Origin of the sequence: Mycolicibacterium iranicum, assembly GCF_002101705.1 — a bacterium.
In the GTDB taxonomy this organism is placed as follows: Bacteria; Actinomycetota; Actinomycetes; order Mycobacteriales; family Mycobacteriaceae; genus Mycobacterium; species Mycobacterium iranicum.
On sequence record NZ_LQPC01000019.1, the window covers coordinates 220038 to 237572 of the forward strand.

The 17535-nt window shown below is 67.4% G+C and carries 17 protein-coding genes; 13 read left to right on the forward strand and 4 right to left on the reverse strand.

All coding sequences use genetic code 11. The features are described from left to right. The first annotated feature begins 13 nt into the window (after window positions 1–13). Window positions 14–952, forward strand: a complete 939-nt coding sequence (locus AWC12_RS04665; RefSeq protein WP_051226601.1) for a glycine betaine ABC transporter substrate-binding protein — start codon at window positions 14–16, stop codon at window positions 950–952. 237 nt (window positions 953–1189) lie between these two features. On the opposite strand, the gene AWC12_RS04670 is transcribed toward AWC12_RS04665, so the two are convergent. Beyond that, window positions 1190–1597 carry a VOC family protein gene (locus tag AWC12_RS04670; RefSeq protein WP_024445836.1) on the reverse strand — a complete coding sequence of 136 codons (408 nt, stop codon included), beginning with the start codon at window positions 1595–1597 and terminating at the stop codon, window positions 1190–1192. Between the two features lie 19 nt (window positions 1598–1616). After that, window positions 1617–2438 (reverse strand): helix-turn-helix domain-containing protein, encoded by an 822-nt coding sequence (locus AWC12_RS04675; protein ID WP_162562217.1) that lies wholly within the window; start codon window positions 2436–2438, stop codon window positions 1617–1619. 31 nt (window positions 2439–2469) lie between these two features. Here AWC12_RS04675 and cobN point away from each other — a divergent pair, with 31 nt between their 5' ends. Genes cobN through AWC12_RS04710 form a run of 7 tightly spaced genes read left to right on the forward strand, consistent with a single transcriptional unit; the run spans window position 2470 to window position 11461 of the window. After that, entirely contained in the window at window positions 2470–6072 is a 3603-nt protein-coding gene (gene cobN, locus AWC12_RS04680) for a cobaltochelatase subunit CobN (protein WP_085172725.1), read from the forward strand. 19 nt (window positions 6073–6091) lie between these two features. Then, window positions 6092–6475, forward strand: a complete 384-nt coding sequence (locus AWC12_RS04685; protein ID WP_024445839.1) for a PPOX class F420-dependent oxidoreductase — start codon at window positions 6092–6094, stop codon at window positions 6473–6475. 7 nt (window positions 6476–6482) lie between these two features. Then, window positions 6483–6890 (forward strand): PPOX class F420-dependent oxidoreductase, encoded by a 408-nt coding sequence (locus tag AWC12_RS04690; protein WP_085172607.1) that lies wholly within the window; start codon window positions 6483–6485, stop codon window positions 6888–6890. A gap of 33 nt (window positions 6891–6923) precedes the next feature. Next, a complete protein-coding gene (locus AWC12_RS04695; protein WP_024445841.1) occupies window positions 6924–7433 on the forward strand; it encodes an FxsA family protein in 510 nt (169 codons plus the stop codon). Window positions 7434–7477: 44 nt separating this feature from the next. After that, window positions 7478–9013 (forward strand): amidohydrolase, encoded by a 1536-nt coding sequence (locus AWC12_RS04700; RefSeq protein ID WP_051226603.1) that lies wholly within the window; start codon window positions 7478–7480, stop codon window positions 9011–9013. Then, window positions 9006–10679, forward strand: a complete 1674-nt coding sequence (gene lnt / locus AWC12_RS04705; protein ID WP_024445843.1) for an apolipoprotein N-acyltransferase — start codon at window positions 9006–9008, stop codon at window positions 10677–10679. Before AWC12_RS04700 ends, lnt begins: the two co-directional genes overlap by 8 nt. Beyond that, window positions 10676–11461 (forward strand): polyprenol monophosphomannose synthase, encoded by a 786-nt coding sequence (locus tag AWC12_RS04710; protein ID WP_024445844.1) that lies wholly within the window; start codon window positions 10676–10678, stop codon window positions 11459–11461. Before lnt ends, AWC12_RS04710 begins: the two co-directional genes overlap by 4 nt. Before the next feature lie 84 nt (window positions 11462–11545). Here AWC12_RS04710 and AWC12_RS04715 read toward each other — a convergent pair whose 3' ends face one another. Further along, entirely contained in the window at window positions 11546–11881 is a 336-nt protein-coding gene (locus AWC12_RS04715; RefSeq protein ID WP_024445845.1) for an RNA polymerase-binding protein RbpA, read from the reverse strand. A 149-nt stretch (window positions 11882–12030) separates the two neighbouring features. Between AWC12_RS04715 and AWC12_RS04720 the strand changes: the two genes are divergently transcribed. The 4 genes from AWC12_RS04720 (at window position 12031) to AWC12_RS04735 (ending at window position 15191) form a co-directional block, all read left to right on the forward strand. Beyond that, complete coding sequence (locus tag AWC12_RS04720) at window positions 12031–12381, forward strand: hypothetical protein (protein WP_024445846.1); 351 nt, start codon at window positions 12031–12033, stop codon at window positions 12379–12381. A gap of 38 nt (window positions 12382–12419) precedes the next feature. Next, entirely contained in the window at window positions 12420–13649 is a 1230-nt protein-coding gene (locus tag AWC12_RS04725; protein WP_024445847.1) for an alpha/beta hydrolase, read from the forward strand. Window positions 13650–13727: 78 nt separating this feature from the next. Next, window positions 13728–14441, forward strand: coding sequence for a hypothetical protein (locus tag AWC12_RS04730; RefSeq protein WP_024445848.1), 714 nt, complete (start codon window positions 13728–13730; stop codon window positions 14439–14441). Between the two features lie 168 nt (window positions 14442–14609). Further along, window positions 14610–15191, forward strand: coding sequence for a DUF3159 domain-containing protein (locus tag AWC12_RS04735; protein ID WP_024445849.1), 582 nt, complete (start codon window positions 14610–14612; stop codon window positions 15189–15191). Window positions 15192–15197: 6 nt separating this feature from the next. Here AWC12_RS04735 and AWC12_RS04740 read toward each other — a convergent pair whose 3' ends face one another. Next, window positions 15198–15893, reverse strand: a complete 696-nt coding sequence (locus tag AWC12_RS04740) for a hypothetical protein (RefSeq protein WP_024445850.1) — start codon at window positions 15891–15893, stop codon at window positions 15198–15200. A gap of 73 nt (window positions 15894–15966) precedes the next feature. Between AWC12_RS04740 and AWC12_RS04745 the strand changes: the two genes are divergently transcribed. Next, window positions 15967–17484: a carboxylesterase/lipase family protein gene (locus AWC12_RS04745; protein WP_024445851.1), complete on the forward strand. Its 1518-nt coding sequence runs from the start codon at window positions 15967–15969 to the stop codon at window positions 17482–17484. Window positions 17485–17535 lie beyond the last annotated feature (51 nt).

Here is a 17535-nt window from a genome sequence, read left to right on the forward strand (position 1 = left end):
CGCGGCGCTGGTGATGGCCCTCGCGCTGTCCGGGTGCGGGCTCGGCTCGGGAAGCACGGTGCCGCTGCGCGTCGGGCCGGGAAGCATCCAGCCCGACGCCGCGCTGGAGGGCGTACCGATCACAGTCGGCTCCAAGGAGTACACCGAGCAGGTGATCATGGGCTACATCCTGGAGTTCACGCTGGCCGCCGCCGGCGCCGACGTCCGTGATCTCACCGGAATCGTCGGCTCCCGAAGCACAAGGGAGGCTCAGCTTTCCGGGCAGGTCGACGTCGCCTACGAGTTCACCGGCAATGCGTGGATCAACTATCTCGGACACGAGAAGCCGATACCCGACACCCGTGAGCAGTACGAGGCCGTCCGGGACGAGGATCTGGAGCGCAACGACATGGTCTGGCTGGAACCCGGGCCGATGGACGACACCTACGCGCTGGCGGCCAGCCGTCAGACGGTGGAGCGGACCGGTGTGCGGACCCTGTCCGACTATGCCGCACTGGTGATGCGTGACCCCGCCGCCGCCCGGACGTGTGTCGACACCGAGTTCCGGGCCCGCCAGGACGGTTTCCCGGGGATGGCGGCTGCGTACGCTTTCGATCCGCAGCGTGCCCAGACCCCGATCCTTCAGGTCGGGATCATCTACCAGGCGACCGCCGACGGCACCGAATGCGACTTCGGTGAGGTGTTCACCACCGATGGTCGAATCGCCGCCCTGAATTTGGTGCTTCTGACCGACGACAAGCAGTTCTTCGCCCACTACAACCCGTCGGTGACGATGAAGCAGGAATTCTTCGAGGCGCATCCCGAGATCGCTGAGGTGACCGCGCCGGTGACGGCCGCGCTGACCAACGAGGCGATCACCGACATGAACAAGCAGGTGGACGTCGAGGGTCGGGATCCCAGCGTGGTGGCCCGCGACTGGATGGTCGAGCAGGGTTTCGTCACCGCGGGATAGTGATCTGTGACGCTCGTCACTTCGCTTCGCGGCTCGTTCCGTCAGGCACACAAGCACCACTTTTGCCGGGACCGGCGGTACCGTCTTGCTTACTGAACCCGTGTCAAACAACGGGTCGTGTGAAAGGAACCCCCGATGCTTGCACTCATCGCGTTCGCGGCGGTCATCTTCCTGCTGATCGCCGCCATCGGTATGCCGTACCGGCAGACCTGGTACGGCCGCTGGAACGGCTGACCTTCAGCTTTTCGCCGGCCGGTAGGTGCCGAAGCTCCAGATGTTGCCGTGGGGGTCGCGCGCCCCGAACTCGTGAGAACCGTAGTCCTGATCGGTGACGCCCATGACGATCTCGGCCCCTGCCGTGACTGCCCGATCGTGCAGAGCGTCCACTTCGGCGGCGGTGGCGATCACGACGTAGACCGCGACCGGGCCAGGCAGCGCGAACTGGCTGTCGCGCTCGGCGTCATCGACCATCACGACGCCCGTGCCGATCTCGACTTCGGCGTGCTGGAGCGGTTGGTCGGGATCCGGCGGAACCAACAGCGTCGGTACTGCCCCGAATGCTTTCGCAAGCCATTCGATGCCCTTCCTGGGATTGGTGAACGGCACGATCGGCACGGCGCCCGTGTGGGTCTGGCTCTCAGTCATGCCGACGACGGTAGGGGCGTCACACGGCGGGGTCTTGTACGGAATTGACAGTCCGCTGCAGCTCGGCCGGGGTGATGCCGGCGAGGTCGCGGACTTCGCGGGACAGGTGAGCCTGGTCGAAGTAGCCGCACTCGGCGGCGGCCACCGCCAGGCCGGCGCCGCCGCGCAAGCGGGTGCACACGCTCTCGAATCGGACGATCCGCGCGACCACTTTCGGAGGCAACCCCACCGCATCCCGGTAGCGCGCGATGAGTTTGCGGTGGCTCCAGCCCAGTTCGGTCGCGAGCCTCCCGATCGCGAGGTTCCCGCTGCTGGCGACGATCCGCTCAAGCGACCATGCCACCTCGGCGTCCAAATCGACCGCGTCATGGAGCCGCCTGACGAGCGCGGCGTCGACGATCGAGAAACGCTCCTGCCACGTCGCCGCATCACCGATGCGCTGCACGAGGTCCGCGCCGTCGCGCCCCAGCACCGCCTCGATCGACACCGAGCGGTTGGCCAGCTCGGCGAGCGGAAGGCCCAGGATGCGGCGCGCTCCCAGCGGCGTCAGGTCCACCTGCAGACATCGCGCCGAGCCGCCGTGGCCAACCAGGACGGGCCCGTCGGTAAGACCCGCCACGAACGACGTCAGCCGTAGCGGCGCCGACCCGACGTGCTCGCGATGAGACACCGACCAACCTTGGTCCAGATCGATGATGATCGGCACGTACGTGCAGGCCACCTCGCGGAATATCGCGGGCCCGCCGCCCGACACGGTGAAGCCTTCATAGCGCAGGACAATGTCGCGCAAAGAGGGGTCCGGGGTGCCGACGGCGAACCCGGCTGCAGTGCCCGCGCTCACGCCTGCCACGGTAGTCCGGTACGAATAGGTGGTGACCGAACCCGCTTCCAGCCAGGTTCCGACGGTGCTTCTGCTGTCCACGTCCGACACGGATCTGATTGCGGCGCGGGCCAGCGGCGCCCGCTACCGATGGGCCAATCCGTCGCGGTTGGTGGACGGTGAACTCGACGAGTTGCTGCGCGGCGCTGACGTCGCGATCGTGCGGATCCTCGGCGGTTACCGTGCGTGGGAGGACGGCATCGACGCCGTCGCAGCCAGCGGTGTCCCCGCGGTGGTGGTCAGCGGAGAGCAGGCCCCCGATGCCGATCTGATGGCTCATTCGACGACGCCGGCAGGCGTCGCCCTGCAGGCGCACATCTACCTCGCTCAAGGTGGTACCGAGAACCTGGCGAACCTGCATTCGTTTCTGTCCGACACGCTGCTGATGACCGGTTTCGGGTTCGCCGAACCAGTCGCCACGCCGGAGTGGGGCGTGCTCGAACGCGCCGCGCAGCCAGGTGACGGGCCTACGGTTGCGGTGCTGTTCTACCGGGCCCAGTACCTGGCGGGCAACACCGCCTACGTCGAGGCGCTGTGCGAGGCGATCGAACATGCTGGGGGAGCGGCACTTCCCGTGTTCTGCGCTTCACTGCGGACCGCCGACGCGGCGCTGATCGAACTGCTCGGCACCGCCGACGCGCTTGTCACGACCGTGCTGGCAGCCGGTGGCGCCACCCCGGCGGCCGTGGGCGCCGGCGGCGCCGATGACACCTGGAACGTCGCACACCTTGCTGCGCTGGATATTCCGATCCTGCAGGGGCTGTGCCTGACGAGTTCGCGGGCCCAGTGGGACGAGAACGACGACGGCCTTTCACCGCTGGACGTCGCCACCCAGGTGGCCGTCCCGGAATTTGATGGCCGCATCATCACGGTGCCGTTCTCGTTCAAGGAGATGGACGACGAGGGGCTGATCTCCTACGTCCCCGACCCCGAACGCTGCGCCAGGGTCGCCGGTCTCGCGGTCCGGCATGCCCGGCTGCGCTCCATCGCCCCCGCAGACAAGCGCGTCGCGCTCGTCTTCTCCGCGTATCCGACCAAGCACGCCCGTATCGGCAACGCGGTCGGTCTCGACACCCCCGCAAGCGCCATCCGCCTGCTGCGGGCGATGGCTGCGCGTGGATACGACGTCGGCGAGATCCCGGGTCTGGAAGCCGGCGACGGTGATGCGCTGATCCATGCGCTGATCGAACGTGGCGGCCAAGATCCCGCCTGGCTCACCGAAGGTCAGCTCGCAGGCAACCCGATCCGGGTGTCCGCCAAGGACTATCGCGAGTGGTTCGCCACCCTGCCCGCCGAACTCACCGACGCGGTCGTCGAGCATTGGGGTCCACCGCCGGGCGAGTTGTTCGTCGACCGCAGCGCCGATCCCGAGGGCGAGATCGTCATTGCCGCGATGCGGTCGGGCAACGTCGTGCTGATGGTGCAGCCGCCCCGCGGATTCGGCGAGAACCCGGTCGCGATCTACCACGATCCCGATCTGCCGCCCAGCCATCATTACCTGGCCGCCTACCACTGGCTGGACCACGGCTTCACCGATGCTTTCGCCGCGGATGCGATCGTGCATCTGGGCAAGCACGGCAACCTCGAATGGCTGCCCGGCAAGACGCTCGGCATGTCGGCCGCGTGTGGCACCGACGCCGCGCTGGGCAACCAGCCGCTGATCTACCCGTTCCTGGTCAACGACCCAGGCGAAGGCACGCAAGCCAAGCGACGCGCCCACGCGACGCTGATCGATCACCTCATCCCGCCGATGGCCAGGGCCGAAACCTACGGCGACATCGCGAGATTGGAACAGCTGCTCGACGAGCACTCCGCCATCTCGGCGCTGGACCCCGGCAAGCTCCCGGCGATCCGGCAGCAGATCTGGACACTCATGAGGGCCGCGAAGATGGACCACGACCTCGGCCTGGAAGACCGCCCGGACGAGGACGTGTTCGACGACATGCTGCTGCATGTCGATGGCTGGCTCTGTGAGATCAAGGACGTCCAGATCCGCGACGGGCTCCACATTCTCGGCGAAACACCCGAGGGAGAATCGCAACTCGACCTGGTGCTCGCGATCCTGCGAGCGCGCCAGCTCTTCGGCGGCGAGCAGACGGTGCCGGGTCTGCGGGAAGCGCTCGGCCTCGAAGAGAACGGCGAGGACGACCGCGCGGCTGTCGACGCCGCCGAGGCGCAAGCGCGCGAACTCGTTGCCGCTCTTCAGAACAGCGGGTGGGACGCCGGGGCCGTCGACACCCTGACCGACAACCCGGACGTCGCAGCGATCCTGCGCTTCGCCGCAACCGAGGTCGTGCCTCGCCTGGCGGGCACAGCGGGGGAGGTGGATCAGATCCTGCGCGCGCTCGACGGGCGCTTCATCGCGTCCGGGCCATCCGGCTCGCCGCTGCGCGGCCTCGTCAACGTGCTGCCCACGGGGCGTAACTTCTACTCGGTCGACCCCAAGGCTGTTCCGTCCCGGCTCGCATGGGAAACCGGTGTGGCGATGGCAGATTCGCTGCTGGAGCGCTACCGTGCGGATTACGGCCGTTGGCCGGAATCGGTGGGCCTGTCGGTGTGGGGTACGTCCGCGATGCGCACCTCGGGGGACGACATCGCCGAAGTTCTTGCGCTGCTGGGCGTCCGGCCGATCTGGGACGACGCGTCACGACGCGTCGTCGACCTCGAAGCGATTCCGCTCGCCGAACTCGGCCGCCCTCGCATCGATGTCACCGTGCGCATCTCGGGCTTCTTCCGCGACGCGTTCCCGCACGTCGTCGCGATGCTCGACGACGCCGTGCAACTCGTCGCCGATCTCGACGAGTCGGACGAGGACAACTATGTGCGAGCCCACTCGCAGGCCGATCTGTCCGAACACGGTGACCCAAGGCGTTCCACCACAAGGATTTTCGGCTCGAAGCCGGGAACGTACGGTGCGGGTCTGCTGCAGTTGATCGACAGCCGCAACTGGCGCGACGACGCCGACCTGGCCGAGGTGTACACCGCGTGGGGTGGTTTTGCCTACGGTCGGGGCCTCGACGGAGTGGCCGCGACCGACGAGATGAACCGCGCCTACCGGCGAATCGCGGTGGCGGCGAAAAACACCGACACCCGCGAGCACGACATCGCCGACTCCGACGACTACTTCCAGTACCACGGCGGCATGGTCGCCACCGTGCGCGCGCTGACCGGCAAGGACCCCGCCGCCTACATCGGCGACAACACCCGCCCCGACGCGGTGCGTACTCGGACGCTGAGCGAGGAGACCACGCGAGTGTTCCGCGCCCGGGTCGTCAACCCGCGCTGGATGAACGCCATGCGCAGACACGGCTACAAGGGCGCGTTCGAGATGGCTGCGACCGTCGACTATCTGTTCGGCTACGACGCCACCGCCGGGGTGATGGCCGACTGGATGTACGAGCAACTCTCGCAGAGCTATGTACTCGACGACGAAAACCGCAAGTTCATGAACGAGTCCAATCCCTGGGCGCTGCACGGCATGGCCGAACGCCTCCTGGAGGCGGCCGGACGCGGAATGTGGGCCGCGCCCGAGCGGGCAACGCTCGACGCGCTCAAGCAGGTGCTCCTGGAAACCGAGGGCGACCTCGAGGGCTAGGAGTGGCTACCCTGGCGGCATGTCTGTGACCTTTGCCGACGTCGCCAAGTCCGAGTACATCCTGCTGACCACGTTCACCAAGGACGGCAGGCCCAAGCCGACCGCGATCTGGGCCGCGCCGGCCGGGGAGGCGCTGATCGCCATCACCCAGGAGAAGTCCTGGAAGGTGAAGCGGATTCGCAACACTCCGCGGGTCACCATCGCCGAATGCGATCGGGGCGGCAAGCCCAAAGGCGAGGCGGTCGAGGCGACGGCGTCGATCCTGCCGAAATCCATGAACGCGAAGACCTACGACGCGCTGGGTAAGCGGTACGGGCTGCTGGGCAAGACCTTCAACTTCTTCTCCAAGCTGCGGGGCGGCATGGAGAAGAACGTTTCGATCGAGATCAAACCGGTTAACTAAACAGGCTGTGACCGACCAGGCTGCAAAGGGTCCGACGTTCGAGGACGTCTACCGCGAGAAGTATCTGCTGCTGACCACGTTCACCAAAGACGGGCGGCCCAAACCGACCCCGGTGTGGGGCGTCCCGCATGAGGGCAAGCTGTTGATCAGCACTGATGATGGGTCCTGGAAGACGAAGCGGATCAAGAACACCCCGCGGGTGACCATCCAGAAGTGCGGCGTCCTCGGAAAAGTCAAGGGCGAACCGGTCGAAGCGGTGGCACGAAATCTGCCCAAGTCCGAGACCCGGCGAGTGTTCGACATGGTGACCAGGCGCTACTGGTGGCACGCCTGGTGGTGGATTCCCCAGGCCATCGTGCGTGGCGGCGTCGACAAAGTGCACGCGGCGATCGAGGTGAAACCCCTACCCTCCTAGGAACCTCCACCGCTGCCCGCTCGTTGGCACACTATGGCGATGAGGCTGTTCCTGGTCTATGTGGTGGTCGAGCTGGCTGTTCTGGTGGCGCTGGTGTCGACGATCGGTTTCGGCTGGACGCTCCTGCTCGTTGCCGGCGCGTTCCTGCTGGGTCTCGCGCTGGCCGGCTCCCAGCTGCGTCGCCACGTCCGCCGACTGCGCTCCGGACTCACCTTGGCCGAGGCGCAAGGAGCGGTCACCGACAGCGTGCTCGTGGCGCTCGGTACGGTTCTCGTCGTGATTCCCGGTGTGGCCAGTTCCGTACTCGGTGCGCTGCTTCTGCTGCCACCCACCCGTGCCGCCGCGCGGCCCGTCATCACCGCGATGGCGGGTCGCCGCGCCCCGCTGATCGTCGGCGTGGGCACCGTCGGCTCAGCAGCGGCAGGTCGAGCCGGCTACAGGGGCCGCGGTGAGTACGTCGACGGTGAGGTGATCGACGTCCGCGACGACCGCGACGGCGTCGACATCCGGCCCGCCATCGAACAGCGTCACCTGCCGGAGTGACCGGCACCCATCTCCTGCTCAACGGTCGAGTGCACAGCCCGGCCATGCCGGATGCGACGGCGATGGCCGTACGCGACGGGACTGTCGCGTGGCTGGGCAGCGACGACGTCGGGCGGGCCCAGTATCCCGATGCCGTCATCACCGACCTCGACGGCGGGTTCGTCGCGCCGGCCTTCGTCGACAGCCACGTGCACACCACCGCAACGGGTTTGATGTTGACCGGCCTCGACCTACGCGGCGCAACGTCGCTGCGGCACTGCCTCGACATGGTGGCGTCATACGCCAGAAAACATCCCGACTCGGTCATCTGGGGGCACGGGTGGGACGAATCCGGCTGGCCCGAGCGGTCGGCGCCCACCACCGCCGATGTCGACGCCGCCGTCGGCGACCGGATCGCCTACCTGGCCCGCGTCGACGTGCACTCGGCGGCGGCGTCGACGGCGTTGCGCCGAATTGCCGACGTCGGCGACCAGGTGCCGCTGACGGCCGACGCCCACCACAAGGTCCGCCGCGCGGCGCGCGAGCGACTCACAGCGCGCCAGCGTACCGAGGCCAGGACCGCGGCCCTCGACGCCGCGGCGGCGCTCGGGATCGCGGCGGTCCACGAATGCGCGGGCCCCGAGATCGGCGGGCTGGACGATTGGCTGGAATTGCGCGCCCACGAGCACGGCGTCGAGGTGGTCGGTTACTGGGGTGAACACGTCACGACCGCTGCCGAGGCGGTCGAGCGGGTCGCGGAGACACAGGCCCGCGGACTCGCGGGCGATCTGTTCGTCGACGGGGCCATCGGGTCACGCACCGCGTGGCTGCACGAGCCCTACACCGACCTCGCCGACGGGTGCCCGGCGCCCACCGGAAACACCTACCTGGATGTCGGCGCGGTCACCGCGCACCTGAGCGCGTGCACCGAAGCGGGCGTCACCGCCGGGTTCCACGTCATCGGGGACGCTGCCGTCACCGCGGTGGTGTCGGCGCTGGAAACAGTCGTCGACCGGTTCGGTGTCGCGGCGGTTGCGCGCTGCGGTCACCGTCTCGAACACCTGGAGATGGTCACCGACGAGCAGGCCGCACGGCTGGGAAGTTGGGGCGTGATCGCCAGCATGCAACCCAATTTCGACGCGTTGTGGGGTGGGGAGACCGGCATGTACGCACAGCGTCTCGGCGTCGCCCGCGCCGCGGGGTTGAACCCTTTCGCGCTGTTAGCATCCCAAGGCGTGCCACTCGCCTTCGGCTCCGACAGCCCGGTCACCGACATGAATCCGTGGGCCGCGGTGCGCGCGGCGACTCGTCACCAAACCCCTGGTAGCGCCATCTCGGCGCGCGCGGCATTCGCGGCGGCCACCAGAGGCGCCTGGCGTGCCGGTGGCGTGCGGGACGGTCTGATGGGCACATTGGTCCCTGGCGCGCCCGCCACCTACGCGGTGTGGGACGCCGACGATTTCGAGGTCAACGCTCCGGCCGACGCGGTCCAGCGGTGGTCCACCGACTCGCGGTCCCGGGTGCCGGTGCTGCCCGCACTCGGTGACAGCCTCCCGAGGTGTCGGCAGACCGTGCACCGGGGTGCTGTCATCCATGGCTGAGACAGCCGCCGAGAGCAGGTTGCGGCAGTTCGGCCAGAAGGTTGGCCCGAAGATCGTGGACCGGCTGCCTGCTCTTTCGGTCTCGATTGTGGCCGGGCTCGCACTGTGCGCGAGCTTCCCGCCGTTCGGCTGGTGGTTCGCGGCGATTGTCGCGTTCGCGTTGCTCGGCTGGGTGCTGACCCGCGGCGCCCGATCGCTGGCCGGTGGCGCCGGATACGGTCTGGTGTTCGGCCTGGTCTTCTACATACCGCTGCTGCCGTGGATCAGCGGTCTGGTCGGGCCCGTGCCCTGGCTGGCGCTGAGCTTCGTCGAAGCGCTCTTCCCTGCGCTGTTCGGGCTGGCCGCGGTCGCGGTACGGCGACTGCCCGGCTGGCCGCTGTGGTTCGCAGGACTGTGGTCGGCGCAGGAGTGGCTGAAATCGACGGTCCCGTTCGGCGGATTTCCGTGGGGCGTCGTCGGGTTCTCACAGACCGAAAGCCCGCTGCTGCCTTTGGCCTACGTCGGCGGCGCCCCCCTCGTGTCCTTTGCGCTGGTGCTCGTCTCATTCAGCTTTGCGGCCCTCGTCGTCGAGATCATCACCTGGTGGCGCCGTGACGCGGCAGCGCGCGCCGACACCCCACCGTCGGTCGTGCTGCCCGGCCTTTCCATCGCAGCCGTACTGCTCGGGTCGACCCTGGCCTGGCCCCACGTGCGTCAGGCCGGCGTCGGAGCGGGTGACGAACCGCCGGTCACCGTCGCCGCCGTGCAGGGCAACGTGCCTCGTCTCGGCCTGGACTTCAACGCTCAGCGGCGGGCCGTCCTGGACAATCACGTGCGCGAAACGCTGCGGCTCGCCGACGACGTGCGGGCGGGCCGGGCGCCCCAACCGATGCTGGTGGTGTGGCCGGAGAATTCCTCCGATATCGATCCGATCGCCAATGCCGATGCAGCGCAGGAGATTTCGAAGGCGGCTGACTCCATCAACGCCCCTATTCTGGTCGGCGGGGTGGTGGCGGCGCCGGGTTACAGCCGAAGCAATCCGGTGTCGAACAACACCGTTCTCGTCTGGAACCCGGAGACCGGCCCGTCGGACCGCCACGACAAGCGCATCGTGCAGCCGTTCGGCGAGTACCTTCCGTGGCGCAGCTTCTTCAGCAAGCTGTCGTCCTATGCCGACCGGGCGGGCTTCTTCGTCCCCGGTGACGGCGACGGTGTCGTGCAGGCGGCGGGTGTGCCGGTCGGCATCACCACCTGCTGGGAGGTCATCTTCGACCGCGCGGCACGCGAATCGGTGCGCAACGGCGCACAACTGCTCGCGGTGCCCAGCAACAACGCCACCTTCAACCAGGCGATGAGCGAGCAGCAATTGACGTTCGGTAAGTTGCGGGCCGTCGAGCATGACCGCTACGTCGTAGTGGCGGGAACCACAGGTATCAGCGCGGTGATCGCGCCCGACGGTCACGAGATCACGAGGACCGGGTGGTTCGAGCCGGCTTACCTGGATCAACAGGTCCGGTTGAAGACCACTATGACGCCGGCCACACGATTCGGACCCTACGTCGAGGGGGCGCTGGTCGCCCTCGGCGTTTCGGGACTTCTCTGGGCCATGCTGCACAATGGTGCATTCGTGCCCGCAAGACTGAGGGGTCGACGATCGACCGCCGACGACGACAAAGGAGCCAGATGAGCGTCCCCGGTGGCATCGACGACGGCGCCAAATCGGCTGACCGTCCCAGTGCGCGAACCCTCGTCATCATCCCGACGTACAACGAGCGCGACAACCTGATGACGATCGTGTCGAGGGTCAACGACTCGGCGCCCGACGTACACGTGCTGATCGTCGACGACGGCAGCCCCGACGGCACCGGTGAGCTGGCCGATGAACTCGCGATGGCCGACCCGGACCGCGTCCACGTCATGCATCGCACCTCCAAGGACGGGCTTGGCGCCGCGTATCTCGCCGGTTTTGCGTGGGGACTCAGCCGCCAGTACACCGTGCTGGTGGAGATGGACGCCGACGGCAGCCACGCGCCCGAGGAGCTGTACCGCCTCCTGGACAAGATCGACGCGGGAGCGGACCTGGTGATCGGGTCGCGCTATGTCGATGGAGGTCGGGTGCGCAACTGGCCCCGGCGCCGCCTGGTGCTCTCGCGCACCGCGAACACGTACTCGCGACTGCTGCTCGGGGTGGACATCCACGACATCACCGCCGGCTACCGGGCCTACCGGCGGGAGGTGCTCGAGAAGATCGACCTCGCCGCCGTCGACTCGAAGGGCTACGGCTTCCAGGTGGACCTCACGTGGCGCTCCATCAACGCCGGGTTCAGGGTCGTCGAGGTGCCGATCACCTTCACCGAGCGCGAGCACGGCGTGTCCAAGATGGACGGGTCGACCATCAGGGAGGCCATCGTCAAAGTGGCGCAGTGGGGCGTCCGCGCACGCATCGACCGCGCGCGCGGAAACGCCTGACCTTCGCAGTTGCCGCCCGAGCGTGGGGCCTGTGTACGGAAAGTTCGTCTCGACCGTGCACGAGGCCCACGGTCGAGGCTGTTGCTAGCCGCGGCGCCGCGTCTTGACGATCTCGAGGCGCTCCTTGAGCAGTTCTTCGAGCTCCTCGATCGAGCGACGCTCCAGCAGCATGTCCCAGTGTGTACGCGGCGGCTTGACCTTCTTGGGCTCCGGCACGTCACCTTCGACGAGCGTGCCCTCCAGGCCGTTGCGGCACAGCCACGTGCCGGGGATCTCGGCATCGTCGGCGAACGGAACGTCGAATTCCTCGCCGTTGTCGGTGCGATAGCGGGCGACCTGACGCGGCGCCAGGTCGTGGTTGCGGTCCGTCTCGTAGCTCACAGCTCCGAGGCGGCTACCCCTCAATACACGATCAGCCATCGTCAACTCCTCTGCTAGTGCTCTTGTTCCGGGACTTCGCCGGAGGCGAATCGGCAACCTAAGTTCAACGCAGATACCCGGCGTAGAGTTCCCGACTCGACCGACGATGATACCGGGATTTCGAGTTCGTCCCGTCTACAGTCGGGCTCGTGACCTCGCTGAGCCCCGCGACCACCACCCGTCGGCGTCCTGCGACCTGCCGGTGGTGCGGGCGGGAAGTGGCCGACGCCGGCATGGGGAGGCGCCGCCAATACTGCCGTCAGTCCTGCCGTCAGCGGGCGTACGAGCAGCGGGCCCTGGTCAAGGGCACTTCGGTGCCTGCCGACGCGGTGGTGCTGTCGGCCGAAGAGGCCTCTGTGCTCTCCGATCGCGTCTATGAGGTGCGATGCGCCGCCGAGGACATGGCGACGGCCCTGGAGGAAGGTGCGGGCGTCGCGGAACTGCGCGAGTTGTGCGACGCCGTCATGAGGGCGGCGCGCGCCGCCGACGGCTGGCGCTAGACCCCACCGCGGCGCCTGATCGCCGGTACCCTTAGCGCGTGACCAGCGCCGATCCTGCGATTACCCCGCCTCCGCGGGTGTGGCGCTTCGACGAATTCGTGCTCGACGCGGGCCGCTACGAGCTTCGCTCCGGTGAGTCGGTGATCAAGGTCGAACCGCAGGTGTTCGACGTGCTCACCCAACTGGTGAGCAACCACGAACGCTTCGTCACCAAAGAAGAACTCTTCGACAGCGTCTGGGGCGGGCGATTCGTCGGCGAGGCCGCGCTGACAAGTCGCATCAAGGCCGCGCGGCGTGCCCTGGGCGACGACGGCGAATCGCAGCGCTACATCCGCACCGTGCGAGGGCGCGGCTACCAGTTCGTCGGCCGGTTGCGCGTCGAGGCGCCCGTGGCCGCCCCGAACGCAGAGCCCGAACCGGAGGTGCCGCGCCAGCACATCGCGTTCACCCGAGCCGCCGACGGGGTCAGGCTTGCCTATGCGGTCTCCGGTGACGGGCCGCCGCTGGTGCGCGCTGCGAACTGGATGACCCACCTTGGCTATGACATCGAAAGCCCGGTATGGCGGCATTGGGTGCGCGATATGTCGTTGCGGCACAAGTTCATCCGCTACGACGAGCGTGGTTGCGGGTTGTCGGACTGGGAGGTCGACGGTTTCACCTTCGACGACTGGGTGACCGATCTGGAGTCGGTTGTCGAAGCGCTCGGGCTGGAACGCTTCCCCCTGCTGGGGGTGTCACAAGGGGGAGCGGTGGCCGTCGCTTACGCGGCGCGCCATCCCGACAAGGTGAGCAAGCTGGTGCTGTGCGGCGCTTACGCGCGGGGCCGTGCCGTGCGCGCCCTGAGTGAGGATGAAAAGCGCGCTGCCGCATTGGATCTCGACCTCGCCAGGGTGGGCTGGGGACGTGACGATCCGGCTTTTCGTCAGGTCTTCGCGGCGCAGTTCCTGCCGGACGGGACACGAGCGGACTGGGCCGCGTTTGACCAGCTGCAACGCCGCACGACCTCACCGGAAAACGCCGTGCACTTTCTGGAGGAATTCGCCCGCATCGATGTCCGAGACCTTTGCACCCAGGTGCAATGCCCGACGCTGATCCTGCACTCGCGCGACGACCACAGGGTGCCGATGCGTTACGGCGAGGAGCTCGCGGCCCTGATCCCGGACTCCCGGCTGGTCGCTCTGTCGAGCAACAACCATCTGCTCACCGGACCGGAGCCGGCCTGGCGGGTCTTTTGTGACGAAGTGCAGGCCTTCCTCGCCGCCGCCTGACCGCCGGCCGCCCAGATCTCCACGTGATCTCCACACAATCTTCATGTACGCGGTCCGGCTGCCGACCATGCTGAGGACATGAGAAAACACACCCGCACACTGCTCGCCGGGGTCAGCGCGCTCATCGCCTTTGGGACTTTGTCGGCGTGCTCGAGCTCTTCGAACACCGCCGAGGCGACGTCGCCGTCGCAGCCCGCGCCCGAGACCTCCACCGCGGCCCCGTTCCCTGCATCGGCCCGCTACATGGCCGACATGACCGCCGCCGACGGCAAGACGATGACCATCGGCATCAGTGTCGACGGGTCCTCCGTCGCGGCCTACGCCTGCAACGGAACCGACGACGAGGCATGGTTCTTCGGCAATCAGACCGACGGCGCCATCGATCTCAAGTCCCGCTTTCGTGACACCCTCACCGCCGACTTCGACGGCACCGATGTCACCGGGGAAGTGACGATGAACGGCGTCGAATACACCTTCAGCGCCGCGTCGGTCTCCGGCGTGGCCGGCATGTACACCGCCGAGTCCGACGGCGTGCGGGCCTCATGGGTGGTGCGTCCCGACCGGTCCGCGGTCGGCGTGCAGTTCAGCGGTTTCCAGGAGGGCGACCGCAACTTCGATGTCTTCAACCTCGACGAGCTCAGCGATTTCGACGTCCGCAACGACGTCCGCAACAAGCGCAAACTGAGCCCGGCAGGTCCGATCGAGTTTCCGCCGGGTGCCAATCCACGCGCGACGATCAACGGAGTCAGCGTGTCGCCGACCCTGGTCACCGGCACCTTCCGCTTGAACTGACCGAACCTGCGCCGTCTCACGCAGAGTCACACCCTTGCCGCCGGGTCGGCGGGACGTCATGTCGCCTCACCGTGACGCGTCCCACCGACCCCGCGGCTGCGCGTGTGCAGGCCGATCCTGGCGCGCCGAGGTGTTGCCTGACGGCCTCACTCTGGTATCTCTGACCTCGTGGACGAATGGTTCGAACGCAGTCCGTTCATCGGATTCGTCCCGTGGATCATCTACTGGGTAGTGGCCGACGGCCCGAGCACCTGGATGTTCGGCGCAATTTGCGCGGTCATCGCGGCGCTGATCATGGGAATGTCGGCAGGCTTCGCAGGGGTACGGCTACTCGACATCGTCACCGTGCTGTTCTTCACGGGCGTGACCGTTGCCGGACTGATTCTCGGGGCCGAGGACCGCGACTGGATGGACACGTACGCGACGGCGCTCTCCAGCGGAGTGCTCGCGGTGATGGCATTGGGTTCGTTGGCCTTCGAGCCGTTCACCGCCCAGTACGCTCCTCCCACCGCGGCACGTCAGGACTGGGAGGAGGCCGCCTTTCGCCGCACCAATCAGGTGCTGACGCTGATGTGGGCGCTGGTTTTCGCGCTGATCGCGGTCCTGGGTTATCTGGCGGTGATGGCGCCGGCGACGGTTCACCTGACCAAGGCCGTCATCCCGGTCGTCGTAATCGTCGGTGCTACAGGGATGACGTTGACCTATCCCGCCAAGGCAAGGGCCAAAGCCCGTCAGGACGCCGCTGAGTAGCCGTGCTCAGCAGCTGTACAGCGCCGCCGACTCTGGAGGCGGCGGTACCTCGGCCAGGCATCCGAACGGCAGCACCCCATCTGAGGCGATCCGCGCCGCCGCGCGGTGGGCGTAGTTGACGCAGTACAGCCCTGAGGCGTCGCTGCGGCAGCGGGTGTCGCCGAAGGTCAGCGACTGGCCGGGCGCCAGCTCGGTGCCTGTGCCGTTGACGAACGGCCCCGGATCGCCACGCAGCGCCCCGACCGCGAGCCTGGTACCGGAGAATTCGATCCAGCCTGGCTTCCACACCCCCTCGGCCTGCGCGGGGGGCGGTGGGGGGGACGTGAGGTCCAGTAGGCACGTCAGTGCCCCGTTTGCAGCCCCGGTGATGCACTGGGTGGTGCTGTAGGAGGATCCCGACGGGGCAACGAAAGCGATGTCATCGCCCAGGCGCGTGGTCACCCCGTCACGGAACGCGACGTGGAATTCGCCCTCATCCACCGGCGTGCCCGCCTCGATCCAGCCGATCACGTCGCCGATCGGGGCGTTCGCAGCAGGTGCTTCCGGCACGTTTGACGGCGCCGTCGATGTCGGGTTCGTCGCAGGTGACGGGACTGTCGTGGGTGTCGGGGCGGGCGGCTGGGACGACTCGGCCTGGCCGCCCACCGATTGGGAACAGGCCGCCACCAGGGCGCTCATCGCGATCACAGCAGCCAGGCGCATTCGGCCAGGTTAGCGAGTGGACACGGATCCGATGATCAGGCAGGCCGGGCCAAGGTTCGATACCGTCGGCAGAATGCATGAACACACCGTCCGTGTGAAGACCGCCACGGGCACCGTCGAAGGCTTCACCCGCGACGGCGTCAATCGCTGGCGGGCCATTCCGTACGCCAAACCTCCCGTGGGTTCTTTGCGGTTTCGGGCACCCCAGCCGGTCCAACCGTGGCGGGGAGTGCGTCACTGCCACGGATACGGCTACTGCGCGCCTCAGCAGCGGATGTATACCCTTCTGGCGCCGGGCCGGTATCAGCCGACCAGTGAGGACTGCCTGACGCTCAACGTCGTCGCGCCCGAGGACGCCGAGGCGCGGTCGGACGAATCGTTGCCTGTCATGGTCTTCATCCACGGCGGTGGTTACCTGCTGGGCAGCTCGGCAACGCCCATCTACGACGGCGCATCGTTGGCCCGCAAAGGGTGTGTGTACGTTTCGGTGAACTACCGGCTCGGAGCGCTGGGTTGCCTTGAGCTGTCGTCGCTGTCGACACCCGAGATCACCATCGACGACAATCTTTTCCTGCGTGACCTGGTGATGGCGCTGCGCTGGGTGCAAGACAACATCGCGGCGTTCGGTGGCGACCCTAACAACGTCACCATCTTCGGCGAAAGCGCCGGAGCCCACGCCGTCACCACGCTGATGGCCACTCCGGAAGCGAAAGGCCTTTTCGCGCGGGCTATTTCGCAAAGTCCCGCGAGCGGAATGATCAGCGATGCCGAAATCGCCCAGGACTATGCGGCACGATTTGCGCGCCAGCTAGGGGCGTCGGAGAGCGACGGCGCGCGTGCGCTCCTGACGGCGCGACCGGCCGATCTGGTCGATGCGCTGGACCGTCTCGTCGTCGAGGGTCAGCGAGACCTCTTGGGCGCGTTCGCAATCGGGCCCACCTTCGGAACCGAGTTCCTGCCGGAAGATCCCGTCCAGTCGATGCGCTCCGGCACTGCCCACCGGGTGCCGCTCATCATCGGGACCAACGCCGACGAAGGCCGGCTTTTCACCCGTTTCCTCAAGTTGCTGCCGACCAGCGAGCCAGCTATCGAGCGGCTGCTCAAACATATGGAACCCGATGCGCGCCAGAGCATTCTATCGGCGTATCCAGGGTATCCCGGCACATCTGCGTGTGTGCAGTTCGGCGGGGACTTCATTTTCGGCTCCGCGGTGTGGCAGATGGCCCAGGCGCATTCGGCGTACGCGCCCACCTATGTGTACCGCTACGACTACGCGACCGCCGCGCTGCGACTGGCCGGGATGGGTGCCACCCACGCGACCGAACTCCTCGCCGTGTTCGATGTGTACCGGTCGAAGTTCGGCAGGCTGCTGGCTGCAGGTGTCGATTCGCGCAGCGCGCGCAAAGTCACCGACGACGTTCAGAAGCGGTGGTTGTCGTTCGCAGACCGCGGTGCCCCCGGCCACGACTGGCCGCTGTACACCAGCGATGAACGGGCGGTCCTGGTCCTCGACCGGCGCAGACGCGTCGAGCTGGACCCGCATTCGGAGCGGCGGCTGGCCTGGGAACGGTTCTTTCTCGCCACCCGCTGAGGCGGTCGACTTGTGCGATTCGGCATGCCGGGACACCCCGGATGTGATTGC

Coding starts and splice junctions, on each gene's coding strand:
- AWC12_RS04665 (WP_051226601.1), top strand. CDS start 14: ATGGCCCTCGCGCTGTCCGGGTGCGGGCTCGGCTCGGGAAGCACGGTG.
- AWC12_RS04670 (WP_024445836.1), bottom strand. CDS start 1,597: ATGACTGAGAGCCAGACCCACACGGGCGCCGTGCCGATCGTGCCGTTC.
- AWC12_RS04685 (WP_024445839.1), top strand. CDS start 6,092: ATGTCTGTGACCTTTGCCGACGTCGCCAAGTCCGAGTACATCCTGCTG.
- AWC12_RS04695 (WP_024445841.1), top strand. CDS start 6,924: ATGGCGATGAGGCTGTTCCTGGTCTATGTGGTGGTCGAGCTGGCTGTT.
- AWC12_RS04700 (WP_051226603.1), top strand. CDS start 7,478: ATGCCGGATGCGACGGCGATGGCCGTACGCGACGGGACTGTCGCGTGG.
- lnt (WP_024445843.1), top strand. CDS start 9,006: ATGGCTGAGACAGCCGCCGAGAGCAGGTTGCGGCAGTTCGGCCAGAAG.
- AWC12_RS04710 (WP_024445844.1), top strand. CDS start 10,676: ATGAGCGTCCCCGGTGGCATCGACGACGGCGCCAAATCGGCTGACCGT.
- AWC12_RS04715 (WP_024445845.1), bottom strand. CDS start 11,881: ATGGCTGATCGTGTATTGAGGGGTAGCCGCCTCGGAGCTGTGAGCTAC.
- AWC12_RS04730 (WP_024445848.1), top strand. CDS start 13,728: ATGAGAAAACACACCCGCACACTGCTCGCCGGGGTCAGCGCGCTCATC.
- AWC12_RS04740 (WP_024445850.1), bottom strand. CDS start 15,893: ATGCGCCTGGCTGCTGTGATCGCGATGAGCGCCCTGGTGGCGGCCTGT.
- AWC12_RS04745 (WP_024445851.1), top strand. CDS start 15,967: ATGCATGAACACACCGTCCGTGTGAAGACCGCCACGGGCACCGTCGAA.